A 24601-nucleotide genomic window follows, 5' to 3' on the forward strand; every position below is an offset into this window, starting at 1 on the left:
ATGAAAAGTACGATTTTACAAACAGCATCAAAATATTTACTTCCCATACTCCTTTTATTCTCTTTCTTCTTATTATTAAGGGGGCATTACTACCCTGGAGGAGGTTTCGTAGGGGGATTAGTTGCTTCTATTGCTTTTGTCTTACACAGCTTTGCACATGGTACTGATGAAACAATGCGCATCTTACGTTATAAACCACTATCACTACTTCCCATTGGATTGGGCATATCTGCTTTCAGTATGTTTATGCCAGCATTCTTTGGTTTACCCGTTATGACTGGTTTATGGTTAGAACAACCCATACCTGTTATTGGGATGATCGGTACAGCCTTACTATTTGATATGGGTATCTATCTCGTTGTTATTGGTGTTGTATTGACCATTTTATTTACTATTTCATTAGGTTCAGATTAATATAGGAATGGAATTACTACTTATTTTACTCATAGGCATCTTGTATGCTACGGGCATATATCTCATATTAAGAAGAAGTATGGTAAAATTACTTCTGGGTATCATGCTACTCGGTAACGCAACAAATATTTTGATATTTCTCCTCGGTAATATTACAAAGGGGAAACCACCCATAATTCGGGATGGACTAAAGGTATTTCAAGATATATATGCTGATCCTATACCACAAGCATTAATTTTAACAGCCATTGTCATCAGTTTCGGTTTGACCTCTTTTGCCATTGTATTATTAAAACGTGTATATGCATTAATTAACACGGACGATTTAGATAACTTAAACACTCCCGAAGACGAAGATATATGATTGACAATCAAATTATAGCAACAGTACTTGTACATTTATTTACAGCAATCATACAGCTTGGTTTTTGGCGAAAAACTGCAACACAAAGAGTTTTAAGCATCGGCGGTAGCTTCATCAGTTTAATTTTTGCAATCAAATTATTTGCTAAAGTATTCGATGGAAATATTCTTATTATGCATGCAGCCAATTGGGAAGCTCCATTCGGAATTGTATTTGTTGCCGATCTATTAAGCGCCACATTGATACTTTTAACAGCCATTGCAGGATTATCCGTCTCTATATACTCAGCTACTGGTATCGGTCGTCAACGGGTACTATACGGATACTTCCCCATCTTCCATTTCTTATTGATGGGCCTAAATGGTGCATTTTTAACAGGAGATATTTTTAACCTTTATGTGTTTTTTGAGGTTATTATTATATCATCTTTTGTTCTAATGACCTTAGGGGGGCGTAAAGCGCAATTAGAGGGTGCTGTAAAATATATGGCCATGAATATTCTGGCATCCACCTTTTTCTTGACTGGCATTGGTCTTCTTTATGGTATATCAGGTTTCTTTGAATATGGCTGATCTAGCACTCATTGTTCCCAAGATAGAAAATCGTGCAATTGTTGATATAACGGCAACCTTCTTTTTGATTGGTTTTGGCATCAAATCGGCAATTTTCCCACTTTACTTTTGGTTGCCCTCCTCTTATCACACACCTCCTTCTGCTGTTGCTGCAATATTTGGTGGATTATTGACAAAAGTAGGTATCTACGCACTATTCCGAGTTTTTACATTGATATTTATTCCGAATGAATTTATTCGAAATCTATTTGTAATACTGGCTATTCTAACCATTTTGACTGGTGCTTTTGGTATGCTGATTAAAACTAATGTGAGACGAATTTTTTCTTATCTCATTGTTTGTCATATTGGTTTTATGATTGGCGGATTGGGTATGTATAGTAAATTGGCTCTTCTTGGCGCCGTATTCTACTTGATTCATGATATAATGGTCAAGACAAATCTCTTTCTCATAGCCGGATTAATTCGTCAAATGAGAGGTTCAATGGATTTAAAAAAATTGGGCGGTTTGTATGGCGAATACCCTAAAATATCCTTGCTGATTGCAATCGTTCTTTTCTCATTAGCTGGTATTCCTCCTTTATCCGGATTTTGGGCGAAAATATATTTGTTGCAAGGAGCTTTTCAAACAGAACATTATTTTTATGCTGGAGCACTGATATTAGGAAGTTTTATGACGCTATTTGTAATTGCAAAATTCTGGTCCGAAGTCTTTTGGAAGAAATTGCCAGAGCCAGATATGATTGAAGATAAATTCAAGGACCTCATCGGTATTCGAAAAATAGCCTTGATTTTACCAATTTGTATATTGGCAGCAAGTTCACTATATATTGGATTAAATGCCGAAAGTATTATTCAAGTTGCCGACCGTATATCATCTGAAATGTTAAACACCGAACCTTATATACAGGCTGTATTAGGTAAATAGAGAAACATATGATTAAACAGTTTTTAATGAACCTGCTGCTTTCTTTTATTTGGGTAGCACTAACAGGTTCCATGTACTATACAAATTTTCTATTTGGTTTCATGCTCGGATTCTTTATCCTATGGGTGATGAATCGAAACGAAATTGACCAACGTTACTTTTATCGGGTTCCAAAAACGATAAGTTTCCTTTTTTTCTTTCTTTATCAAATGATTATTGCAAACCTGCAGGTGGCATACGATGTAATTACACCTAAATATTTTTTCAAACCCGGCATTGTTAAATACCGAATGGATGCCAAGTCGGACTTTGAAATCAATCTCCTGTCCACTTTTATTTCCCTTACCCCTGGCACCTTGATTCTTGATGTTAGTGACGACAAAAAGATTTTATATATCCATGTGATGTATCTACATGATAAACAAAAATTCATGATGCAGTTGAAAAATAATGTTGAACGTAAACTTTTAGAAATTCTGAGATGAGCTTAACTGAATATTTAGATTACGTGGTTTTACCCATATTGATTCTTGCAACTGTAATCACTTTTATACGATTATTTAAAGGGCCACACGTTGCAGATCGTGTCATCGCCCTCGATTTAATCATTACTACTGGCATCGGTATCATCACTGTTTATAGTATCACTACATCGCAGGAAATTTTCCTTGATGTAGCCATGATTTTAGCATTGATTGCATTTTTAGGAACCGTTGCTTTTGCCTATTATTTAGAAAAACAAGATCACCATGACTGATATCATCATTGCTATACTGAGCACGATTGGCGCATTGGCCATTCTTTTTGCTTCAATTGGTATTTTACGGATGCCTGATTTCTATTTACGTCTTTCCGTAACCGTAAAAGCTGCGACATTGGGCGTCGGCTTACTCCTGCTTTGCGCTGCAATAGTCTTTCCAGATGTGTCTGTTACTACGAAAACAATTGCAATCGCTTTCTTCCTTGTATTAACGGCTCCTGTGGCAGCACATATGATTGGAAGGGTTGCTTATATTACGGGAATTAAGGTGTGGAAAGGGACTGTAACGGATGAATTGGAAGGGATGTATGATGAAGAGACGCATGAATTGAAAGGAACTCCAGACGACTCTCCATCAAACGATGAATTGACTAAAAAATAATACACACTGGGGCTGGAATACGAACAGGTTTTCCAGTCTCTTTTAATAAACCTGTTTTTTCATTTCTTGCAAACGTTACGACCTCGTTGGTTGTTTGATTCGCAACCAAAAGAAACTTACCATCAGGGCTGAAGTTAAAACTTCGTGGCCCTTCGCCTAAAGTAGGTTGATTCGCAACCTTCGTTAATTTACCATCCTTCGCTATAGAAAAAACACCTATGGTATTTGCATCTCCTCTATTTGTAGCATATATAAATTTACCGTCTGGAGATACTTTGATATCTGCTGCGCCATTCTTGCCAGCAAACCCATCTGGATTAATATTAATAGACTGATGAAAAAGCCAATCTTGCCCATCGCGCTTGTAAACTGCGATGTCTGCAGTCATTTCCAAAACGACATACATATAATGCTCTTTCTTTCCAAAAGCAATATGTCTTGGTCCTCCTCCAGCAGAAGTGAATACCTCAGCTGGATCACTGTGTAAAGAAACATCATTTTTTTTAGGATTAATCAAATTATAAATTGAAACTTGATCTAATCCCAAATCTTGGACAAAGATTTCATTTCCTTTTTTTGAAAAAAAAGCCGAATGTACATGTGGTGCTTCTTGCCTTATTTTATCAACTCCCTTTCCTTCGTGTTGTACAAAATCTACAAGATCACCAATCACACCATTGGACTCTAATTTATACAATACAAATGATCCACCTGAATAATTGGATACTGCTATTAAATTTTTATTAGGACTTACTGAGACATGACAAGGATCGTCGCCTTTTGTAGGAACCGTATTCAGGGTTGTAAATTGACCTTTGCTGTATGAATACGCTGTTAAATTTCCTTTATTATTTCCTTGTTCACTAACCGCATAAATAATGTTATCCTTACGGGCTAAAAAAGAAGGATTAACCATTGGAGTCGTTGCAACCATTGCTATTTCACCCGTTTTAACATTGAAATCAAAAGCATAAATACCCTTACTCTCCGAATCGTTGGTATAGGTCCCGATAAACATCGGAATAGTTTGAGACCAGCCTAAAAAAGGAAAACAGGTCAAAATAAAAAATATAATCTTTTTCATGATTTCAAAATTAAAACTTTGTGTTAAAATGTAGTGTTAAAATTGGTTAAAACTACATTTTCTACATTGTAAATACTTATTTTAGCTGTTCCATGGATGTTCAGTATTCTTTTGTTATCATTGAACTTCTAAATGCTATAATCACTTGGAAATATTATTGAAATAAAATTAAGAATAATTAAGATATTCTAATAATTTTGTGCAAGCTTTCAGAACTTTTAGTTTGGACTGATTTATTTAAAAAAAGAATTTAATTTACATTCCACGAATGAAACCATCATGAGCTTAGAATAGCTAACAATTGAAAATAGTAATCCGCTCATGATAGCTTCATCACCTTTAAAAAGACATATTATTCTAATGAAAAAAAACATATATACGTTGCTATTATTGGTATTTGTGACAGCACAAACAGTATTTGCGCAAAAACAAGTAATTGATCGAGTAGTTGCGACAGTTGGGTCGGGTATTATATTACAATCTGATGTTGATTTGCAATATGCACAATATCTTTCAGGCGGCAATAAACCAAATGAAAATTTCAAATGCGAAATGCTACAACAGCTCCTTACGCAAAAGCTTCTTTCCCAACAAGCGGTTATTGACTCTATCGAAGTTGGGGAAGCCGAAATAGATGATAACCTAAATAGTCGATTGAGATATATGTCGCAGCAAGCGGGTGGTCAAGAAAGATTAGAGAAATTTTTAAACAGATCTTTACTACAATATAAAGAAGATATGCGACCAAGTATTGCTGAGCAATTAAAAGCAAATAAAATGCGTCAAAATATCGTTCAAAAAGTAGATGTTACTCCTATCGAAGTAAAACGTTATTTTGAATCACTCAACACTGACAGCTTACCCTACTTTACTACTGAAGTAGAGATTGGTGAAATTGTCATGTTTCCGAAATTAACTACTGAGGAAAAAGCAGAATTTAAAGATAAAGCAGAGGGACTTCGAAAACAAGTCATGGATGGGTCTGAATTTGGTACGATTGCTCGATTATACTCTGAAGATGGATCAGCACCTTATGGAGGAGATTTAGGCTTTAATACCCGTGATAATTGGGTTAAAGAATTTGCAGCGATGGCCTTTAAATTGAAAGCTGGCGACATTTCGCCCGTATTCGAAACGCAATATGGATTTCACTTCTTACAGGTGCTAGAAAGACGTGGTGAAGAAGTTCATGTAAGACATATACTAATCAAATTTAAACCAACTGCTGCTAGTATAGAACGCACACAAGCGAAAATTGATAGTATCTATAATTTAGTCACAACGGGTAAATTAGATTTCTATCATGCGGCTACAACGAATTCGGATAGTGAGGAAACTAAGTTTCAATGGTGGGATGGTCTTAAATCAAGGTGGTGAAACACGTACTACCTTAATACCAGTTGATCAATTAGAAGCTTCGGTATTTCAAGCCATAGACACGCTTCAACCTGGAGAATATTCGAAACCCGCACAGTTTACAGATCGTACAGGAGAAGTTGGATTACGTTTTAACTATTTAAAATCTCGTATTGCACCTCATAAAGCGAATTTAGATGAAGATTTTTCTAAAATTAAAGAAGCTGCAAGACAAGATAAGGTTAACCGTAAATTGAATACCTGGTTTGAATCGAAAAGAGCAAATACCTATATCGATATTGCAGATGACTTTCAAAATTGTGATGAACTTAAGGTATGGATCACCAAATAAGTTAATGGATTTCTATATAAAAAAGTAAGGGCTTCAAATTGAATTTGAAGCCCTTACTTTTTTATATCATGAATACAATATAAGTACGCTATCGTTCAAACATCATTTCAACTAATACATTCCAATTTGCCTTAGTGACATCATCCTTTGCTAGTTCGCTCAGTTTCCATACACGGATATAGTTATACTTAACTACTTTATCTTTTAGTTTGATTGTAGCAGTACCAAAAGAGTATGCATACTCACCACTATAAGCTCGACCTACCTGCTCAGGAGTGGTGGTTATGTCCATGCGAGATTTTTTTAAATAGGCTAATATGTTCTTTTTCCCTTCTATTGGTTGAATCCAAGGGAAGAGAAGACGTGCATCATCATTTAAAAACTCCTTATAACCTGCTTGATTATCAGCTTTAAGCACGGCAGACATAAGCTTATCCGTCTCAAAAACGATCTCTTTACGTTGCCCTAATCGCACTTGTGAACGATGTTTTAAATACCATGATTCACTAGGTTCATAAAATGCCAATTCCGAAGCTTCCTTATTACCTAAGTTTTCTACTTCAGCACGTATATCTACCAGCCACTTGCCTTTTTTATTTCTTTTCCAAACCGTTAAATATTGTCCAAATCGTTTTCTTGCCCCTACCTTTTGAAACTCCATAGGGCCAGTTGTTATCCCAAAATCTTGACTTTTTGAAACCATAGCCAATGCAGGTTTCCCATGTCATAACATCGGGGATATTAGGCCTATTGTTAAGGTAGTCAAGAGCATTGACTTCAGAAGGGACAAAAAACTTTGACTCTTTATCGATTATGGATAAAAATGCTTGATGTGGGGTGGTTGTTTTGGAAATCAGTGCAGCTTCTTTATCCGCACTGATCAAACTACCTACTTTATCGGGTATTTGTGCAAATACTTGTGCAGATAATGCACTCATAAAAACTACCGCCGATAATTTATTCCATATATTCATGTAATGTCTTTATTTAATTTGGACACTAACTATCAAATCTTATTCCAAAGTGTGCCATCTTTGCTATCCTTTAATTGAATTCCGATAGCATTCAACTCTTCGCGAATACGATCTGAAGTTGCAAAATCCTTATTTTGCTTTGCTCCATCACGCAATTTAATAACAATATCCATGACCTCATCAATACCATCATTATTTGATATTAAATCATTTTCAAGACCAAGAATATCAAAAACAAAATGTTGCAAGAATGATTTCAACTCTTCCAAATCACTTGCGCTGATTGCAGATTTTCCGTCATAGATAGAATTAATCAACCGAACAACTTCAAACAGCTCTGCAATTAGAATAGGGCTATTAAAATCGTCATCCATTGCCGCATAACATCTTGCACGTAAATCAGCTATATCTACTGCAGATTTCCCTTTAGAAGGCTTCAATTTATCCAGCAGACTAATAGCTGTCATTAAGCGTTTAAATCCTTTATCTGCCGCATCCAAGGCTTCATTAGAAAAGTCTAGCGTGCTTCTATAATGTGCTTGAAGCATAAAGAAACGAACGGACATCGGTGAATATCCCCGTTCTAACAAAGGATGATCACCAGTAAACAACTGATGAGGTAAAAAACCATTACCAGAAGATTTGGACATTCTAGCTCCATTTACCGTCAGCATATTGGTATGCATCCAATATTTGGCTGGAGCTGTGTGGTTACAAGCCTCAGACTGTGCAATTTCATTCGTATGATGCGTAGCTGCTAAATCCATGCCACCGCCATGAATATCAAATTGGTCACCTAAATATTTGCGACTCATCGCCGAACATTCAATGTGCCAACCTGGAAAACCAACGCTCCATGGTGAAGGCCAACGCATGATGTGCTCAGGTTTGGCTTTTATCCAAAGTGCAAAGTCCAATCTTCCACGTTTTTCATCTTGGCCACCAAGTTCACGTGTATTATTCAACATATCCTCTAGCTTACGATTGGTTAAAATAGTGTAATCGTAATCCTTAACATATTTTTCCACATCAAAGTAAACAGTACCATTACGCTCATAAGCATATCCATTGCTGATGATTTTTTGCACCATTTCAATTTGTTCAGAAATATGTCCTGTAGCAGTAGGTTTCTATGCTTGGAGGAAGTGTATTGAATAGACGTAATACATCATGGAAACCAAGTGTATACTTCTGCACAATCTCCATTGGCTCCAGTTGTTCCAATTTTGCTTTTTTTGCAAATTTGTCATCTCCTTCGTCATTATCCCCCTCCAAATGCCCGGCATCTGTAATATTCCGCACATATCGGACTTTAAATCCAAGATGTTTTAAATAACGAAAAATCAAGTCAAAAGACACAAAAGTCCGGCAATTTCCAAGGTGAACATCACTGTATACCGTAGGCCCACAAACATACATCCCTACTAAAGAGGGATGTAATGGTTGGAACTTTTCTTTTTTACGTGTTAGCGTATTGTATAAATAAAGATTGTTTTCCATGTCTAGAAAATATCAGTTTCTATTTTTGTCTAAAATAAATTTGAAGTGGAACACCTTCAAAATCGAAGTGTTCACGTAATTTGTTCTCAATATAACGTTTGTAAGGATCTTTCACATACTGTGGTAAGTTACAGAAGAATGCAAACATAGGTGTACGTCCAGGTAACTGTGTTACATATTTTACCTTGATATATTTACCTTTTAAAGCTGGTGGCGGGTAATTTTCAATTACCTGCAACATCACTTCATTCAGTTTTGAAGTTGGTATCTTTTTCGTTTTATTTTCATATACCTTAGCAGCTACCTCTAATGTTTTGAAAATACGCTGTTTTTCTGTAACTGAAGTAAAAACAATAGGCACATCTGTAAATGGAGCTAATTTTTCTTTGATTCGCGCTTCAAAATCTTTCATCGTTTTATTGTCTTTTTCAATGGTATCCCATTTATTGACAACAATTACAATTCCTTTTCTATTTTTCTCAGCCAAATGGAAGATATTGATATCCTGAGCTTCAATGCCATCATTCGCATCTAACATCAAAATAACAACGTCTGAATCTTCCAGTGCTTTGATTGTACGCATCACAGAATAAAACTCAATATCCTCGTTCACCTTTGATTTACGTCGTAATCCAGCGGTGTCAATAAGCAAGAAATCATGACCAAATTGCTTATAATGAATACGAATCGAATCGCGCGTAGTACCAGCTACTGGCGTAACAATATTACGTTCCACACCTAACAAAGCATTTGTCAAAGAGGATTTACCAACATTTGGACGACCTACAATCGTATATTTTGGTAGTGAGGTGTCATCTTCAAATTCAGCTTCAAGAGTAGACACAACAGCATCTAATAACTCTCCTGTCCCAGAACCTGTAGCAGAAGAAACATTATAAATTTCACCTAAACCAAAGGCATAGAATTCTGCAGAATCATGGTGTAATTTTGCATGGTCAACTTTATTTGCAGCAACGTATACAGGCTTAGAACTTCTTCTTAAAAGATCCGCGATTTCATCATCTAGATCCGTAATACCTGTTGTTACATCTACCATAAAAATAATCGCAGATGCTTCTTCTATTGCGATATGGACCTGATCACGAATTGCTTCTTCGAATACATCATCCGAGCCATGTACAAATCCACCAGTATCAATTACTGTAAACTTTTTCCCAATCCATTCTGCCGTTTCATAGTGACGGTCGCGCGTCACTCCACTAAAGTCATCAACAATAGCTTTTCTACTCTCCGTCAGACGATTAAAAAGCGTGGATTTCCCAACATTTGGACGACCTACAATTGCAACAATATTTGCCATATTTTTACTATATATTATTCTCGTTACCTCACGGCAACTTATTTAAATACGATTTAACTCAGTTGGCAAAGTTACACATTATACCTGGTATTTTTGGAAACCAATCTAATCTAATCGTAAACAATAGCATTTTTTTGCGGAACTTCCCTATAATGCGATTCGAGATTGAACAAGCTTGCTACCAGTAAGTAATGTAAAGTTTTCTTTAACGTCATTTTTTATCTTTACAGTACTCCTATGCATATCTTAACCTAGGATGCAAAAAAAAGCCCTCGCTTATTTTGGAGGGCTTTTTACATTTTGATAAAGGATTTACTTATTGCAATACGATTTCAAATTTCTGAAGTTTTATATCAACAACATGATCTGACAAATTAATTATCCTGACCATCTTCGATTGAGATGTTTTCTTTGGAGACCAAATTTTACCATCCTCACTATATTCCAATTTCAAAACTTCTTGTTTTGGCACAATATCAAGATGCACTTCTTTTAAAAATTGAGGAGAAGTAATTTCTAGACCAATAAAATCTTGAGGGCTTAATTTAATAACTTCCAACAATGGACTTAGCTTCAGTACGGGCTGTGGTTTATTTCCTGCGATTACATCGTTTAAAACAGGCAAAGCCTTTAATGGCGCTAAACTTGTTAGTACTTTCCCAATAGCCTGGTCAATAGCGTCAGGTACTGAGAAGCCCTTTTTACGGAATAATTGCGCAAAATGAAAATAGGACTTTTCAACCCATGGTAATATATGACGACTCCCCGTAACTATACCCGGTTGGTATGGATTTCGATTATTGTTTTTGTCAATATCCACCAATTTGTTCCGCTCAGTTTGTAACTTCAAAAAGTGAGCATAAGCATGCTGGTCGTCGTTCGCAGCCAATAAATCCAACAATGCTAAACTTGCATGGCCTAAACTTTCGAAATGTAATAACCAAGGTTTTATCTCAGTTATCAAATTTTGATTTTTCGAATTATTCAAAATATCATGAACCGCTGGAGCGAATTTCGAAAACTCAGTTCGCAATAAAGCTAAATTAAACGGAGATAACTCAAGGGGGAAATCCGTTAATTGTGGCGTTTTAGCCAATAAACTGTCTAGTATCGGACTAATGTCTTCAGATTCAACACGTCTATACTGATGATAACTCGGTCCAGGATCTGTATTATGTTTTGAAAATAAGGCATAAGATGCCTCCACATCAGGCAGTACTTCATGTATGGCGCGCAACCAAGAGGCTTTTGAATCAAAGGCTTGTGTATTCCAAGAATAATCTGCTACTGAAAAAACTGCTACTTTAGAAGCTTCGGCTTTATCCATCGGATTGGTAACAAAACCCGACATGTCAGATTTTATATCTTTATCCAATCCATAAACAGGTCCTAATAAAAGATGATTACGAACATAATCACTTACTGGAAAATTCCACCAGACAAACGAAGGGCGTTTAATTCTATTATTTACCCAAACTTGGCCTTCTTTGGTGATATCATGAATGACAGAATTACCAGTCCACATAATCTCAACCCTTTTATCCAATTGATCTCCCAAAATATCCAGATAAGTATTCGGTTCTAGATTTGACCACAATTTATTATATTCCGTTGGACACATGATTAATGCACCCACATCATGCTTTTTATCTACAAATTCTTTTTGTAAATAATTCAATAAACCAGCTTGCTTCTCTGCTTTTATTCCCTCCCCAGAGATATCATCGAAGAATACTGCAAAGTGACGCACACCCAAATTATACATTAAATCAAACTTATGCAATACAGCCAAACTGTCCGCCTCATTCCATTTAATATCTTTTCCTGGATGAATTGCCCAATAAAAATCAACTTCATTTTCCGTTGCAATACGCACTAAATCTTGTAAACGCTTCGCTTCATCTAATGGATATGGTTTCTCTCCAACTGGGTGATGAATGATAAGGATCATCTTTAGGACCATAAAGGTAAGTATTCATTTTCCATTCACCATAAAATCTCAATTGAGCAACACGATCTTCAAAACTCCAAGGTTCCCCATAAAACCCTTCTACTGTACCACGAAAGGCAACATCAGGAAAATCCTGTATGGTCTGTTTCTGCAAAAATGAAGTCCGTTTGGCATCATCTAAAAGTTGTTTTAGGCTTTGGGCAGCATAAAAAGCACCCCGCTCGGTTGTATAATTTATCAGAATGAACTTTGAATGAACCTGCAGCTCATATCCCTCCTTACCAATTGCTTTTTTTGACTTCTTAAAACGAACTGGAATACCCGATTTTTCTACATAAGAAGCGAGCACCGAAGAAACATGAGTACCCATTTTCCCTTTTAATTGTATCCCTTGATAAGGTATACGCCCTACTTTTAAAATTGTTTTTTGCGGTATGGGATAAATTTGTTGCGCTTGACTCTTTATAGATAGGCATAGCGTGACAAAAAATAAAATTAAAAATTTGGGTAATATGGTCATTTTTGAAAATTGAGTATTGATTAAAGTAAAAACAAGTATAACGCTATAGGCTGAATGTCACAAGTAGAAAAGTCATGAAATCGTTTGCATAAAATAACAGACCATACTAAAATAGTACTAACAAGAAATGGCTTTGCAAAACTGCAAAGCCATTCATATAATAATCAGAAATTCAAATACTATTGTGTCGGATTTTGGGTTAATACTCCTGAATACGAATTGATCGCAGTCTGTGGTATAAAGTATACGACACGGAAATCGGTAGCTGCTATATCCTCAAATTGATTATGAGGTCCAGGATAATGGCGCGTTAATGCTTCACCATTACGGAAAACATCATAACTGCGCTCTGCCTGAAACGCTAATTCCAATTCGCGCTCTTTATCGATCAACTTGCTTGCATTTGAAGCATTCAAAGAAGCATATGCACCATTGACAATCGAACGTGTTCTGATCGTATTTAAATCTGAAAGTGCAGCACTGTAATTTCCTAGCTTCGCCTGTGCTTCAGCACGATTTAAATAGACTTCACCCAACCTACTGATAATTGGAGAATGTAATTGCGTGTTCTCTCCTTCTTTAGAACATTTTGTGATGTAAAACTGAGGATAACCATTATTCAATGAAATATAATAATCCAATAATCCTTCATATGTCTTGCCATCTTTGTATTTCACACTATATAAGCCTTGAGAAGCATCAATAACTGTCATTACATATGGTATTCTTTCCTCATCTTTCGTCGCTGTTTTCGGTATTACCTCAACTGCGATAATGCTATTTCCTGTTCGTTCAACTACAAACTGTGCATAACTCAATGAACTTTCCTTACCTCCTTTTACAAAACGGAAAACCTCTGTATTCTTACCTGTTATTTCATCTTGAGCATAGGTAGGCTCAATAAATGCTGCACGAGCATCTACCAAATTGAACTGATCCGAACGCCAATCGTTACGACCAGTTTCATTCAACAAATTAATGTACTTTTCACTCGCGTACATTTCTCCATAACCAACTCCATTGATATTCGAATACATTCCACCAATACCACCGTAATGGTCACCACCAGAGAATTCAGAGGCAACTCTTTTAATTGCAAAGATGGTCTCGTTATTACTCTCAGGAGTGAAGGTATTATATTTCATAAACTGTTCTCTATTCAATAAGGAATATGTACCAGAGTTGATGACTTTATCTGCATACTCTACAGATAGTCGCGCATATTCAGCATTCGGAGATTGATATGTACCACTCATATATAAATACACGCGTGATAACATTGCCTGAGCAGCACCTTTCGAAGCATATACATTACCTTTATTAATAGTTAGCAATGTCTCTGCCTTTTTTAAGTCGCTGATTGCTTGTTCATAGGTATCTTTCACCGACGAACGATCTGGAAGTTGCAAATCAAAAATATCATCTGGTGTCCCATTTACAATAGGCACACCAAGATTGGTTTCTGGGTTTTGATAATAGGGACGTCCGAAAGCACGAGAAAGATAGAAGTACATCATCCCACGGATGTAATAACATTCACCCAACTGATTATCGATTGTCGCATCAGTTCCCTCTTCCAACATTTTAATCACATTGGAAGATTGTGCAATAGCCTTATATCCAGCATCCCAAAAACTTGTTAAGCGCCAATTGTTAGCTGTTCTTGAATACGAAAGGAATTCATAAAAAGCATCTGTTGAAGAGCCTCTAATCATCATATTATCGCCTGCATACTCGCCTAAGCGGTGCATCACATCTGACCACCCTTTTAACTGCCCATAGCTACCTGTAATCATAGCATCTGGGTTATTCACAATGACATCTGAATCCATCGAACCTTTTGATAAGCGATCGATATCACAGGATGTAACAGTAGCTGCTGCTACTAATATTAATAATAACTTTTTCATAAAAATCTTACCTGTTGTGATTAAAATGTAACATTAAGACCAAACATAAATTTACGTGTAGCCGGGTAGACTGAAGGTCCTGATGAACCTAAGATTTTTCCAGTATCTTCATTGATCGAGATCTCAGGATCTACACCAGAGTAATTCGTAATGGTGAACAAATTCTCTCCTGTAAAGAACACACGTACATTTTTAACTTTATACTGCTCCAATTTGAAATTATATCCCAAAGTCAATGCACGTAATCTAAAGAAATCGTTATCTTCTAAGTAACGCGATGATGTTTTATTGCTATTGCTTTTATTACCATAAGAAGCAACGGGATGTGTCGCAACATCACCTGGTTTTTCCCAACGGTTCCAGCCATCTTGCAATTTCATTTGATTTCTATCGATGTATGCCCCATCAGAATCATATTCCTGACGCGCGTAATTATAGGTTTGTCCACCAATTGAATAACCAAACGAAGCATTTAAGTCAAACTTTTTATAGGTTACACTTGTATTGATACCACCAAATAAGTCTGGAGATGCTTTTCCTGCCTCTTGATAGGTCGCCTGTGCATAATTTGAGGTCTTAACTTGAGTAATGGTACCATCTGTATCTGTCACTTCTTTATACCATTCGGGTGCACCAGTCTCTGTATTGACACCCGCCCAAATCGGCATATAATATGTATCTACCGGAAGCCCTGGATATAAGACTCTTTCCGCAGTACCTGAAAGACCTAGACCATCATCAATCGTAATTGGCTTAACAGAAAAACTACCATCGGCATTTCTACTTTTAATCAATTCAGTCAATTTATTCTGATTGTGACCAATATTTAAATCTAAACTCCAAGTCAAATCATTTTTACGAATGATATCACCTCCTAAAGTAAGTTCGATACCTCTATTCTGCATCTTACCCACATTCTTCCAAAGTCTAGTCACACCAGTCACACCACTAATCGGCACTTGGTATAAGATATTATCGGTATTCTTGTCATAATAATCTACACTAACGCGAGCACGATTATTGAACATAGAAGCATCCACACCAAAACCAGTCGTAAAAGTACGCTCCCAAGTTAAATCCGGATTTCCAATCTGACTGATCAATGCCCCAGGAATTCCATTATAACCCGATCCTTGGCTAATGGAGTACAAACTATATTGTGGATATAAAGCACTTGGGCGATTTCCAACAGAGCCATAGGATGCTCTTAATTTTAAATTATCAACCCAATCCGCATTAAACCAATTCTCACGATTGATATTCCAACCCCCACTTACTGAGAAAAAGTTACCATATTGTGCGTTGGTACCAAAGTTAGAAGCTCCATCACGACGGAAGGAAACTTGTCCTAAATATTTACCATCATAAGCATAATTCACATTAGACAACACAGATTGTACTGCCCATTCCGTGATTCCGCCACGAGCACGTTCCGGTAAAGAAACAACATCTAGTACCTCAAAACCTGGAATAAATCCTGTACCATAAACATCTAACGATTTGGACCAATAATCATTAAATTCATACGCTGCTAAAGCGTTTACCGCATGTTTACCCCAAGACTTATTGAATTTCAAAATCTGACTGGTATAACGACGTGCATATTCCGATCGATAATCGGTTAAACGACCTTGTACACTTAAACCATCACTGGAGCGCGGATCGATATAACCTGCTCTAGAAAAGCTATTATAACGGTAGTTATTGACCGATGAAAACGTCAACCAACTGTTAAATTTGATATCAAAATCCATGTTACCATTAAATTCATAATTGGTATTGGATTCTTTATTCCATTGCAGATCGTATAAGTAATTCGTGCTTGAATTGTTCACCCAACCGTTATAACGATGAGGCACTAAATTACCATTCTGATCGTATGGGCTATCCCATGGCAAATTGGTGTACATAGCTGTAGTAGAATACTGCCTATCATCAACCCCACGCTTTGCTCCTACTAAGGTTGGTTTAACAGTCAACCATTCATAAGGCTTGTAAACTGTGTTTAAGCGGAAATTATAACGATCGTATTCATATCCTTTAACGGCACCAACCTCATTATAATATCCCACAGACATATATGACCTTAACTTCTCTGTACCCCCTTGGATCGAAACATTATGATTTTGGGTAATACCATTTTGTGTCGCCACTTTCCACCAGTCAAAATCACTATTCCTCAAATCTTGATTCCAACGTGAAAATTTAATATCTGATTGATTCGGAAAAGTAGCGTAATAATCGTACAATTCAGCACCGTTCATCATCTTCATATTACCATTAGTAAGCTGATTAAAGCCTACTTTTGAAGAAATATTGATGGAAGTACTACCTACTGATGGATTTTTAGTCGTTACCACGACTACTCCATTTGCTCCTTGCGAACCATAGATTGCTGTTGAGGCTGCATCCTTCAAAATAGTTAAAGTAGCAATATCATCTGGGTTTAAATCACCAGCACTTGAACCCAAGATTACACCGTCTACTACCCATAATGGACTCGTAGTACCACTTAAAGTAGCTTGACCACGAATAACCACCCCTCCTTTTGCACCTGGTTTGCCAGTTCCTGGCGCCACATATACACCCGAAGCTTTACCATTCAACATATTCTCGACAGAAGGAGAAGTAACATCTCTTAATTGATCACCTTTTACGGTCTGCAATGAACCTGTTAAACTTTCCCTTTTTTGGGTACCGTAACCGACAACCACAACCTCTTCTAATGCTTGATTGGATTCATCCAAGCGTACATTTAAAAATGCACCTTCCACCTTCTTTTCAACGGAATTAAATCCGATAGCGGTAAACACTAAGGTCTGTCCAGCAGTTACTTTAATGGAAAATCGTCCGCTTCCATCAGTAGAAGTAGCAGTTGTCGAATTTTCTTTAACATGAATAGTAACACCACTTATTGGGCCAGTACTCGAAGTAACAGTACCAGAAACTTGCTCTTGCAAACTATTACTTGTTGCACTAATCGAATCACCATAATCATTAGCTTGAACCATAGTCGGAGCTACAAGAGCCAACATCAAAGCCGAGGTTACGGGATAAAAATTAGTTGCAAAAAAAGGTTTTGTAAATCTTTTCTTCATAAAATTAATATCAAGATAATCAGTGAATTAGTTAATTATCATAATTTATATCCTGCAAAATAGTGTAAAGATTACTTAATATAAATTTAATATACAACGAAATCGATTGCGCAAATTAATGCAATCGATTGCAATGCTAACTAATATATAGTTAACAAGAACTAACAGAACAATTCATCAAAAATAACGACCATTTTAGCACCTTTATAACGACGACTACACCTTAAGCATCAAGTATAACACATAAAAAAAGCAGGTATCTGTGAGATACCTGCTTTTTGAACAATATTAAAAGGAACTAATAACCTTCATTTTGCTTTAATACACCATAAGAAAGGTCAATTTCAGACTGTGGAATCGGCAATAAATACAATTTAGGATCCCAAACACGCTTCTGAGCTAAACCATTTGTAATATCATAGATATTATTCATTACAGCTCCTGCTATTTTCCATCTACGAATATCATAATAACGAGACCCTTCCAAGACCAACTCTACGGCTCTTTCATTACGAATCAATTCTCTTAATCCATCCTGACTAGCATAAACAGCACGATCCACTTTCGGCATGCCCGCACGAACACGTAACTGATCCAAAGCATCAAATACAGAAGCATCAGGACCTGTCAATTCATTTTGAGCCTCAGCATATGTTAACAAAATTTCAGCATAGCGAATTAAAATAATATTGACATATGAATCAACATCTTCCCTTTGTGAATAAGGATCAACTAATTTTCTAAAATTATAACCCGTTAGAGAAGTATTCGTAGATCCTTTGGGCCAAGAAAACACATAATCTCCAGAAGAAGTCAAGGCATTCCAAGGTGCTGATTCAAATAAAATTGAAGCATAAAAACGAGGGTCCCTGTTCTTAAATTCTTTTATAAAATCAGACTTATCACTTTTCGCATAATTTTCAGCACGAATCTCATTGATTGCCACTTGCGCTGGTTGACCAGTTTTATAATTATAATATAAATTAACCAAATTCTGAGTGGGTGTTAAAGAAACTCCACCCTCCTACTGATGCATCCAAAAGTAATGTATTATTAAGATGAGACTGTGTAACACGAATTTGTTGTCTATCTAAAATAACTTCAGAATTACCTTCATTTTCATACTGAAAAATTCCTTCATAACTTCTAAGACCTAATCTGAAGTTAGTTTCATCTGCAGCATTATCAAAATCTACAAACTTTGCATAATTATCTTTCTGATTTCGAGCATCTTCTGTATTAGCCCTAAATAGGGAGTAACCTAAGCCCATTACTTCTTTCGCTGAAATGGCAGCTTGTTCCCAATTATTTTCCATCAAGTATAGACGCGCTTTCAACGCCAGAGCAGCCCCTTTTGTTATTCTACCTTTTTCAGAAGAGTAAGAAATAGGTAACACTTTTGAAGCTTCTTCCAATTCATTATATAAGAAATCTAAGACTTCTTGTTTAGGCGCTTGGGGTACATTAGACTCCTCTCTAGTCAAAACTTTAGTAACTAATGGTATGTTACCGAATTTCTGAACGATTGGAATATAAGTATAAGCTCTAATGAAACGCACTTCAGCTTTATAACGCTCTTTTAATTCGCTATCCATAACCGCTTTATCCACGTTATCCAAGAAATAGTTACACGTCCGAATCGGAATATAATTCCAACCTGCATCTCGGTCGGAACCAATTGAACCTGCCGAAATCTCTGTAGAAGCACTTTCCCATGGATTTTTTGCATGCGTTAAATCAGAAGCACCATCATCAAACATTGCGTCTCCTAATTTACCATAAATCGCATTTACAGCTAGTTTAACATCATTTTCAGTATGCCAAAACTCTTCTTCTGCAACTTTGTTAGCCGGTGTACGATCTAAAAAATCTTTTGAACATGCCCCAAAAAGTAATGTCGTTGCTAATAATGAATATAAAATATGTCTTTTCATTGCTTTTCTATTAAAAAATTAAAACTTAGCTGTTAAACCGAAGGAAATAGTTTTAACACCCGGGTAACTTGCTCTTCCAGAACCTGTTTCAGGATCAAAATCACCAAGACGTTTGTCTGCCATAAAAGTAAATGGATTGTTAGAAGAGGCAAATAAGCGCAATTGTGACATTTTAATATTACTTAACACCTCTTGAGGGAATGTATATCCCACAGTAATGGCACGAATTCTAAAATAATTACCACTAAACAACCAAAAATCTGAAGTTTTGTAATTGTTAGGAGCAGCATCTGTTAAAGTTATACGTGGGAAATCTGCATCAGATACATTATTTTCTTCAGACCAACCATTTAGCCAAGCTTTTTTAATATTACCGCCATTAAAAAACGGTTGAACAGCTTCACTTTCCATATAAGTTTTCACTCCTCCAACACCATAAGTCAACACATCAATGTCAAAATTCTTATAGCCTGCACGAAAATTAAACCCATAAGTAAACCAAGGAACATCATTACCTATGATCGTACGGTCATTAGCATCAATTTTCTTATCATCATTGATATCTACATATCGGATATCCCCAACTTCTGGTGCACCACCTGCTGCTGAATAATCAATTCCTTTCAGTTGATCTTCAGAAGTGAATAAACCATCTGTTTTATAACCAAAGAAATCACCCACTGAACCACCTACACGGTTAATGTAATAACCTTCAATGATTTCGTTCACATTGCCAAGAGAAAGAATGGTGTTCTTAATTTTAGACATATTACCCGAAATGGAATATGTAAAATCCTCACCAACTTTACCATTGTAAGTTAATGCGATTTCAATACCTTTATTCTGCGTCACTCCTTGATTGTAATATGGCGTATGCTTTTTGTCAAATCCATACGTCAATAAAGTCGCTGGTTGCAATAGGATATCATCCGATTTTTTAACAAAGTAATCTGCAACGAAATTAATTTTACCACCTAAAAATGTTGCATCTAAACCAATGTTTGACATCGTTACTTTTTCCCAAAGTGCTAAACGGTTGGCTCCATACTGCTGTTCTAATCCATCTACAGCTATGCCATCGAAACTATAAGCAGCATAGCGGTCCAATAAATTATAATAATTACCAATCGCTACAGCATCTTGATTACCTAAAGTACCATAAGACCCTCTTAGTTTTAATAAATCAACCCATGATACATCCTCCATGAAAGATTCTTTGTTGATATTCCATCCTGCAGAGAACGATGGGAAGACAGCTCTTCTAACCTCTGGTGCAAATCGAGATGAATAATCCATACGAGCATTTGCTTCGAATAGGTATTTATCTTGATAAGAATAGTTAAAGCGTCCAAAGAATGAACGTAATGCCCACTCATCCTGAGTGGTACGGTTTGCTAAACCTTTATCATCTTTACTGATTTCTCCTGAGCTACCATTAATAATAGCAGAAGCATCATTACTCACAAAATTTTGTCTTCCTAAAAAAGCTTCTCTGTATACATTAGACTCTTCAGAGGCTCCTACAGTCATCTTACCATAATGATCTCCAAACTTCCGTTCGTAATTAATTGTACCTTGTATTAACAATTCTTGACGTTTACCCCAAACCTCCTTCAATTCATTGATTGGTGTACCCGTTTTATCTAAAGGAGTATTGGTATTAAAAATATTAATATTTGGCGTTCTATTAATAAAATCGAATGAATTTGCATTTGAATATTTCAATGAAATGGCTCCATCAATAGATAGTCCTTTCATAGGCGTTAAGGAGGCGTTCGCTGCTAATTGCAAATAATTATCACGATTATTTCCTCTTCCACCTTCAGTAATAGCTCTTAATTGATTGTTCTTCGTTGTATTGCCATTAGGTACTCCATTTGATATAGAGCCCCATGAACCATCAGATTGTTTAATAGCTGTAAAAGGCAAGGCTCTTCCCATTTCAACCCAACTGATCGGACTACCACTACGGTCGTAATCTTGTTTTAAAAAGGAAACGTTAGTATTAAAAGTCAACAGGTCCTTTATTACATTTGTATTGGTATTTAATTTAATATTGATGCGATCTTGCTTACGTCCTGGTACTAAAGATTCTTGATCAAAATAATTTAATCCCAAATAGTAATTCGTAATTTTACCTGGAGCGTTCACGTTCAACCCAAAGTCGCGTTGAGGAGCTGAAGATCTTAAAACCTCTTTATACCAGTCATTATTTGGATAATAATCTGGATCAGTTTGATTTTTGAACTTATTAATCACATCATCTGAAAATGTAGGTGCTTTACCCGCATTTTTCATTGCCTTATTATACAACTCAGCATAACCGACCGCATCAGCAAATTCTGGTAAATAAGATGCGCTTTGAAAACCATAATTAGCATTAAAACCAATTACAGCACGATCACCACCACCACGTTTTGTCGTCACTAATATTACACCATTTGCAGCACGAGAGCCATATAAAGAAGCTGAAGCAGCATCTTTCAAGACCGACATACTATTAATATCATTAGGGCTTAAAGCGGAGAATTCAGCACTTGTTGCAGGTATACCATCGATAATAAACATAGGTGATGGAGAGCCTAAATTGGAACGACCACGTACCGTAATACCGCCTGCATTTGCTGATGCACCTGAAGACGATTTTCCTACCTCACCTGGACGGTTTAAAACCGTAATACCTGGAGAAATCCCTTGCAAAGCATTTTGTAATGAGGTAACAGGTCTATCTGCCAATTGTTTCGGTGTAATCGAGGCTACAGATCCTGTTAAATTTGCTTTCTTTTGTGTACCAAAAGCAACAACAACAACCTCATCTAATGCTGTATTGGAAGAAGTTAATGAAATGTTTAAATTACCGCCCGTATAAACAACCTCTTTAGGATCGTAACCAACAATATTAAAAATTAATGTTTTACCCGTTTCTGCATTTAATTCAAAAACGCCGGTTGTATTGGTAGCGGTCGCATTGCCTGTACCTTTCTCAGTAACGGTTACACCTGACAAAACATTTCCCCTGTCATCTGTAACACTACCTTTCACTTTAATTTTTTGCGCAAAAGTTGCACTCATAACTAAAGATAAAGCAAAAGAAAGTATGGTAGCTTTTCTTTTCATAGATTAATATAATAAATGTAAATAATGATTTTAAACTCTGTATTACTTCTCGAAATAACGGTTTGTAAACACAATATTAAATTTATATTACCATATAAAAAAGCTACAACTTCAAACAATCGATTGCACATATTGCATAAGCAACTAAATAAGCGTTCAATGATTCGATGTATATATTCTATACAAATAAACTGTAAAAAACTAACTAATAAATACTTAACAGCAGTATATCCTTTCGAATAAACATCCAAATATCAATTAGAATCGGAAAGCCAATTTGGAACGACAATCGATAAAAAACGGATAAAACAGGAAAATAGGAATGAAAAAATTTTGTATAATAGAAAAACCCTTAGCTTTTGACTAAGGGTTTCATGAGTAGCGGGAATCAGACTCGAACTGATGACCTTCGGGTTATGAGCCCGACGAGCTACCAACTGCTCCATCCCGCAATGTATTTTTAGAGTCCCGTCTTTCAAAGACTCTTTTAGTAGCGGGAATCAGACTCGAACTGATGACCTTCGGGTTATGAGCCCGACGAGCTACCAACTGCTCCATCCCGCAATGTATTTTTAGAGTCCCGTCTTTCAAAGACTCTTTTAGTAGCGGGAATCAGACTCGAACTGATGACCTTCGGGTTATGAGCCCGACGAGCTACCAACTGCTCCATCCCGCAATGTATTTTTAGAGTCCTGTCTTTCAAAGACTCTTTTAGTAGCGGGAATCAGACTCGAACTGATGACCTTCGGGTTATGAGCCCGACGAGCTACCAACTGCTCCATCCCGCAATGTATTTTTAGAGCCTTGTCTTTCAAAGACTCTTTTAGTAGCGGGAATCAGACTCGAACTGATGACCTTCGGGTTATGAGCCCGACGAGCTACCAACTGCTCCATCCCGCAATGTATTTTTAGAGTCCTGTCTTTCAAAGACTCTTTATAGTAGCGGGAATCAGACTCGAACTGATGACCTTCGGGTTATGAGCCCGACGAGCTACCAACTGCTCCATCCCGCAATATATTTTTGGTCAATCTTGCTTCTTAATGTAAAAAAACAAGATATCTTTACCTCCGAATTGGAGCACAAAGATATATTTTGTTTCTTTGTAATCCTAATTAAATTAAAAAAAATGGCGCATAAAGCAGGATTCGTAAGCATCATCGGAAAACCTAATGCAGGTAAGTCTACGCTAATGAACGCTTTAGTGGGTGAAAAGATGTCAATCATCACTCCTAAAGCTCAAACAACAAGACACCGCATTATTGGAATAGTGAATGATGAGGAGCACCAAATTGTCTTTTCAGACACGCCGGGTATCATCAAACCAAACTATTCGTTACAAGAATCAATGATGAATTTTGTCCAAGGATCGCTAATCGATGCGGACATTATTTTACTTGTTACAGATATCAATGAAAAATATGATGAAAGTGATGTTATTGAAAAATTAAAGAAAACAACCTCTCCTGTCGCTGTTTTAATAAATAAAATTGATAAGTCTAACGAAGCAGAAGTGATGGCTAAAGTGGAGTTCTGGAAAGAAACCATCAATCCTGAAGTTATTTTTGCTATATCAGCTCTTCTCGATCATAACATTACAGGGGTGATGGACTATATCAAAGAAAAACTTCCTGTACACGCTCCGTACTATGAAAAAGATGAATTAACAGACAAGTCGATGCGTTTCTTTGTATCGGAAATGATTCGCGAAAAAATATTCAAACTGTATGACAAAGAAATTCCATACAGTACTGAGGTCATTGTTACATCCTACAAAGAAGAACCAAAAATAACACGTATCGCAGCAGAGATAATCGTCGAGCGTGATTCTCAAAAGAATATCATCATCGGTACGGGTGGTGCAATGATTAAAAAAGTCGGTACCTATGCACGTCAAGACATTGAGGCATTTATTGACAAAAAAGTTTTCTTAGAGATTTTTGTTAAAGTAATACCCGATTGGAGAAGTAAGAAAAATTACTTGAAAAGATTTGGTTACGACGACTAAAAACAAGGTAATATTTTTAAATAATATAGCAATCAACATACAAAAGCCCCAATAACGA

At 36.4% G+C, this 24601-nt stretch carries 21 protein-coding genes, 6 tRNA genes and 1 pseudogene; 10 read left to right on the forward strand and 18 right to left on the reverse strand.

What is annotated here, in order from left to right; genetic code table 11:
- The 7 genes from ACFX5U_RS18585 to mnhG are packed head-to-tail and all read left to right on the forward strand — an operon-like array spanning window position 1 to window position 3420.
- Window positions 1-414 carry a Na+/H+ antiporter subunit B gene (locus ACFX5U_RS18585; protein ID WP_038700940.1) on the forward strand — a complete coding sequence of 138 codons (414 nt, stop codon included), beginning with the start codon at window positions 1-3 and terminating at the stop codon, window positions 412-414.
- 7 nt (window positions 415-421) lie between these two features.
- Entirely contained in the window at window positions 422-778 is a 357-nt protein-coding gene (locus tag ACFX5U_RS18590) for a Na+/H+ antiporter subunit C (protein WP_038700942.1), read from the forward strand.
- On the forward strand, window positions 775-1350 hold the full coding sequence (locus ACFX5U_RS18595; RefSeq protein ID WP_400261708.1) for a proton-conducting transporter membrane subunit: 576 nt from the start codon (window positions 775-777) through the stop codon (window positions 1348-1350). The genes ACFX5U_RS18590 and ACFX5U_RS18595 overlap by 4 nt, the downstream gene beginning before the upstream one ends.
- Entirely contained in the window at window positions 1343-2278 is a 936-nt protein-coding gene (locus tag ACFX5U_RS18600; protein ID WP_400261709.1) for a proton-conducting transporter membrane subunit, read from the forward strand. Before ACFX5U_RS18595 ends, ACFX5U_RS18600 begins: the two co-directional genes overlap by 8 nt.
- An 8-nt stretch (window positions 2279-2286) precedes the next feature.
- Window positions 2287-2763 carry a Na+/H+ antiporter subunit E gene (locus tag ACFX5U_RS18605; protein WP_038700946.1) on the forward strand — a complete coding sequence of 159 codons (477 nt, stop codon included), beginning with the start codon at window positions 2287-2289 and terminating at the stop codon, window positions 2761-2763.
- Window positions 2760-3035, forward strand: coding sequence for a cation:proton antiporter (locus ACFX5U_RS18610; RefSeq protein WP_038700948.1), 276 nt, complete (start codon window positions 2760-2762; stop codon window positions 3033-3035). Before ACFX5U_RS18605 ends, ACFX5U_RS18610 begins: the two co-directional genes overlap by 4 nt.
- On the forward strand, window positions 3028-3420 hold the full coding sequence (gene mnhG / locus ACFX5U_RS18615; protein ID WP_038700950.1) for a monovalent cation/H(+) antiporter subunit G: 393 nt from the start codon (window positions 3028-3030) through the stop codon (window positions 3418-3420). Before ACFX5U_RS18610 ends, mnhG begins: the two co-directional genes overlap by 8 nt.
- Here mnhG and ACFX5U_RS18620 read toward each other — a convergent pair.
- Complete coding sequence (locus ACFX5U_RS18620) at window positions 3410-4504, reverse strand: lactonase family protein (protein ID WP_400261710.1); 1095 nt, start codon at window positions 4502-4504, stop codon at window positions 3410-3412. The two genes, mnhG and ACFX5U_RS18620, sit on opposite strands and share 11 nt — an antisense overlap.
- A 360-nt stretch (window positions 4505-4864) precedes the next feature.
- Here ACFX5U_RS18620 and ACFX5U_RS18625 point away from each other — a divergent pair, with 360 nt between their 5' ends.
- Complete coding sequence (locus ACFX5U_RS18625; protein ID WP_400261711.1) at window positions 4865-5881, forward strand: peptidylprolyl isomerase; 1017 nt, start codon at window positions 4865-4867, stop codon at window positions 5879-5881.
- The gene (locus ACFX5U_RS18630) at window positions 5859-6212 is read left to right on the forward strand and encodes a hypothetical protein (protein WP_400261712.1); all 354 of its coding nucleotides are present in this window, start codon (window positions 5859-5861) and stop codon (window positions 6210-6212) included. Before ACFX5U_RS18625 ends, ACFX5U_RS18630 begins: the two co-directional genes overlap by 23 nt.
- A gap of 88 nt (window positions 6213-6300) precedes the next feature.
- Here ACFX5U_RS18630 and ACFX5U_RS18635 read toward each other — a convergent pair whose 3' ends face one another.
- The 17 genes and pseudogenes from ACFX5U_RS18635 to ACFX5U_RS18715 form a co-directional block, all read right to left on the reverse strand.
- Window positions 6301-6873, reverse strand: coding sequence for a hypothetical protein (locus ACFX5U_RS18635; RefSeq protein ID WP_400261713.1), 573 nt, complete (start codon window positions 6871-6873; stop codon window positions 6301-6303).
- A complete protein-coding gene (locus ACFX5U_RS18640) occupies window positions 6806-7186 on the reverse strand; it encodes a hypothetical protein (RefSeq protein WP_400261714.1) in 381 nt (126 codons plus the stop codon). The genes ACFX5U_RS18635 and ACFX5U_RS18640 overlap by 68 nt, the downstream gene beginning before the upstream one ends.
- A 32-nt stretch (window positions 7187-7218) precedes the next feature.
- Window positions 7219-8686, reverse strand: a pseudogene (cysS, locus tag ACFX5U_RS18645) (cysteine--tRNA ligase).
- Window positions 8687-8705: 19 nt separating this feature from the next.
- Window positions 8706-10007, reverse strand: coding sequence for a ribosome biogenesis GTPase Der (der, locus tag ACFX5U_RS18650; RefSeq protein WP_038700961.1), 1302 nt, complete (start codon window positions 10005-10007; stop codon window positions 8706-8708).
- 316 nt (window positions 10008-10323) lie between these two features.
- Window positions 10324-11958 (reverse strand): beta-N-acetylglucosaminidase domain-containing protein, encoded by a 1635-nt coding sequence (locus ACFX5U_RS18655; protein ID WP_400261715.1) that lies wholly within the window; start codon window positions 11956-11958, stop codon window positions 10324-10326.
- Window positions 11906-12478 carry a beta-N-acetylglucosaminidase domain-containing protein gene (locus tag ACFX5U_RS18660; RefSeq protein ID WP_400261716.1) on the reverse strand — a complete coding sequence of 191 codons (573 nt, stop codon included), beginning with the start codon at window positions 12476-12478 and terminating at the stop codon, window positions 11906-11908. Before ACFX5U_RS18660 ends, ACFX5U_RS18655 begins: the two co-directional genes overlap by 53 nt.
- Window positions 12479-12657: 179 nt before the next feature.
- Window positions 12658-14388: a RagB/SusD family nutrient uptake outer membrane protein gene (locus tag ACFX5U_RS18665; RefSeq protein ID WP_400261717.1), complete on the reverse strand. Its 1731-nt coding sequence runs from the start codon at window positions 14386-14388 to the stop codon at window positions 12658-12660.
- A gap of 20 nt (window positions 14389-14408) precedes the next feature.
- Window positions 14409-17486: a SusC/RagA family TonB-linked outer membrane protein gene (locus tag ACFX5U_RS18670; RefSeq protein WP_400261718.1), complete on the reverse strand. Its 3078-nt coding sequence runs from the start codon at window positions 17484-17486 to the stop codon at window positions 14409-14411.
- Between the two features lie 298 nt (window positions 17487-17784).
- Window positions 17785-18477: a RagB/SusD family nutrient uptake outer membrane protein gene (locus ACFX5U_RS18675; RefSeq protein ID WP_400261719.1), complete on the reverse strand. Its 693-nt coding sequence runs from the start codon at window positions 18475-18477 to the stop codon at window positions 17785-17787.
- A complete protein-coding gene (locus tag ACFX5U_RS18680; protein ID WP_400261720.1) occupies window positions 18470-19420 on the reverse strand; it encodes a RagB/SusD family nutrient uptake outer membrane protein in 951 nt (316 codons plus the stop codon). The genes ACFX5U_RS18675 and ACFX5U_RS18680 overlap by 8 nt, the downstream gene beginning before the upstream one ends.
- 18 nt (window positions 19421-19438) lie before the next feature.
- Window positions 19439-22537 (reverse strand): SusC/RagA family TonB-linked outer membrane protein, encoded by a 3099-nt coding sequence (locus ACFX5U_RS18685; RefSeq protein ID WP_400261721.1) that lies wholly within the window; start codon window positions 22535-22537, stop codon window positions 19439-19441.
- A 379-nt stretch (window positions 22538-22916) separates the two neighbouring features.
- A tRNA-Met gene (locus ACFX5U_RS18690) sits at window positions 22917-22989 on the reverse strand.
- 39 nt (window positions 22990-23028) lie between these two features.
- Window positions 23029-23101 (reverse strand) — tRNA-Met (locus ACFX5U_RS18695).
- A gap of 39 nt (window positions 23102-23140) precedes the next feature.
- Window positions 23141-23213 (reverse strand) — tRNA-Met (locus ACFX5U_RS18700).
- Between the two features lie 39 nt (window positions 23214-23252).
- Window positions 23253-23325 (reverse strand) — tRNA-Met (locus ACFX5U_RS18705).
- Window positions 23326-23364: 39 nt separating this feature from the next.
- Window positions 23365-23437, reverse strand: a tRNA-Met gene (locus tag ACFX5U_RS18710).
- Window positions 23438-23477: 40 nt separating this feature from the next.
- Window positions 23478-23550, reverse strand: a tRNA-Met gene (locus tag ACFX5U_RS18715).
- Window positions 23551-23664: 114 nt separating this feature from the next.
- Between ACFX5U_RS18715 and era the strand changes: the two genes are divergently transcribed.
- On the forward strand, window positions 23665-24543 hold the full coding sequence (gene era / locus ACFX5U_RS18720; RefSeq protein ID WP_280565473.1) for a GTPase Era: 879 nt from the start codon (window positions 23665-23667) through the stop codon (window positions 24541-24543).
- Window positions 24544-24601 lie beyond the last annotated feature (58 nt).

Origin of the sequence: Sphingobacterium sp. SG20118 (assembly GCF_044740685.1) — a bacterium.
Lineage (GTDB): Bacteria > Bacteroidota > Bacteroidia > Sphingobacteriales > Sphingobacteriaceae > Sphingobacterium.

Excerpts from the sequence above, each read along its gene's own strand:
- ACFX5U_RS18680 (WP_400261720.1), bottom strand. The coding sequence starts at position 19,420 with ATGAAAAGACATATTTTATATTCATTATTAGCAACGACATTACTTTTT.
- ACFX5U_RS18585 (WP_038700940.1), top strand. The coding sequence starts at position 1 with ATGAAAAGTACGATTTTACAAACAGCATCAAAATATTTACTTCCCATA.
- mnhG (WP_038700950.1), top strand. The coding sequence starts at position 3,028 with ATGACTGATATCATCATTGCTATACTGAGCACGATTGGCGCATTGGCC.
- ACFX5U_RS18605 (WP_038700946.1), top strand. The coding sequence starts at position 2,287 with ATGATTAAACAGTTTTTAATGAACCTGCTGCTTTCTTTTATTTGGGTA.
- ACFX5U_RS18595 (WP_400261708.1), top strand. The coding sequence starts at position 775 with ATGATTGACAATCAAATTATAGCAACAGTACTTGTACATTTATTTACA.
- ACFX5U_RS18660 (WP_400261716.1), bottom strand. The coding sequence starts at position 12,478 with ATGACCATATTACCCAAATTTTTAATTTTATTTTTTGTCACGCTATGC.
- ACFX5U_RS18630 (WP_400261712.1), top strand. The coding sequence starts at position 5,859 with ATGGTCTTAAATCAAGGTGGTGAAACACGTACTACCTTAATACCAGTT.
- ACFX5U_RS18655 (WP_400261715.1), bottom strand. The coding sequence starts at position 11,958 with ATGATCCTTATCATTCATCACCCAGTTGGAGAGAAACCATATCCATTA.
- ACFX5U_RS18670 (WP_400261718.1), bottom strand. The coding sequence starts at position 17,486 with ATGAAGAAAAGATTTACAAAACCTTTTTTTGCAACTAATTTTTATCCC.
- ACFX5U_RS18685 (WP_400261721.1), bottom strand. The coding sequence starts at position 22,537 with ATGAAAAGAAAAGCTACCATACTTTCTTTTGCTTTATCTTTAGTTATG.
- era (WP_280565473.1), top strand. The coding sequence starts at position 23,665 with ATGGCGCATAAAGCAGGATTCGTAAGCATCATCGGAAAACCTAATGCA.
- ACFX5U_RS18620 (WP_400261710.1), bottom strand. The coding sequence starts at position 4,504 with ATGAAAAAGATTATATTTTTTATTTTGACCTGTTTTCCTTTTTTAGGC.
- ACFX5U_RS18640 (WP_400261714.1), bottom strand. The coding sequence starts at position 7,186 with ATGAATATATGGAATAAATTATCGGCGGTAGTTTTTATGAGTGCATTA.
- ACFX5U_RS18610 (WP_038700948.1), top strand. The coding sequence starts at position 2,760 with ATGAGCTTAACTGAATATTTAGATTACGTGGTTTTACCCATATTGATT.
- ACFX5U_RS18590 (WP_038700942.1), top strand. The coding sequence starts at position 422 with ATGGAATTACTACTTATTTTACTCATAGGCATCTTGTATGCTACGGGC.
- ACFX5U_RS18625 (WP_400261711.1), top strand. The coding sequence starts at position 4,865 with ATGAAAAAAAACATATATACGTTGCTATTATTGGTATTTGTGACAGCA.
- ACFX5U_RS18635 (WP_400261713.1), bottom strand. The coding sequence starts at position 6,873 with ATGGAGTTTCAAAAGGTAGGGGCAAGAAAACGATTTGGACAATATTTA.
- ACFX5U_RS18600 (WP_400261709.1), top strand. The coding sequence starts at position 1,343 with ATGGCTGATCTAGCACTCATTGTTCCCAAGATAGAAAATCGTGCAATT.
- der (WP_038700961.1), bottom strand. The coding sequence starts at position 10,007 with ATGGCAAATATTGTTGCAATTGTAGGTCGTCCAAATGTTGGGAAATCC.
- ACFX5U_RS18665 (WP_400261717.1), bottom strand. The coding sequence starts at position 14,388 with ATGAAAAAGTTATTATTAATATTAGTAGCAGCAGCTACTGTTACATCC.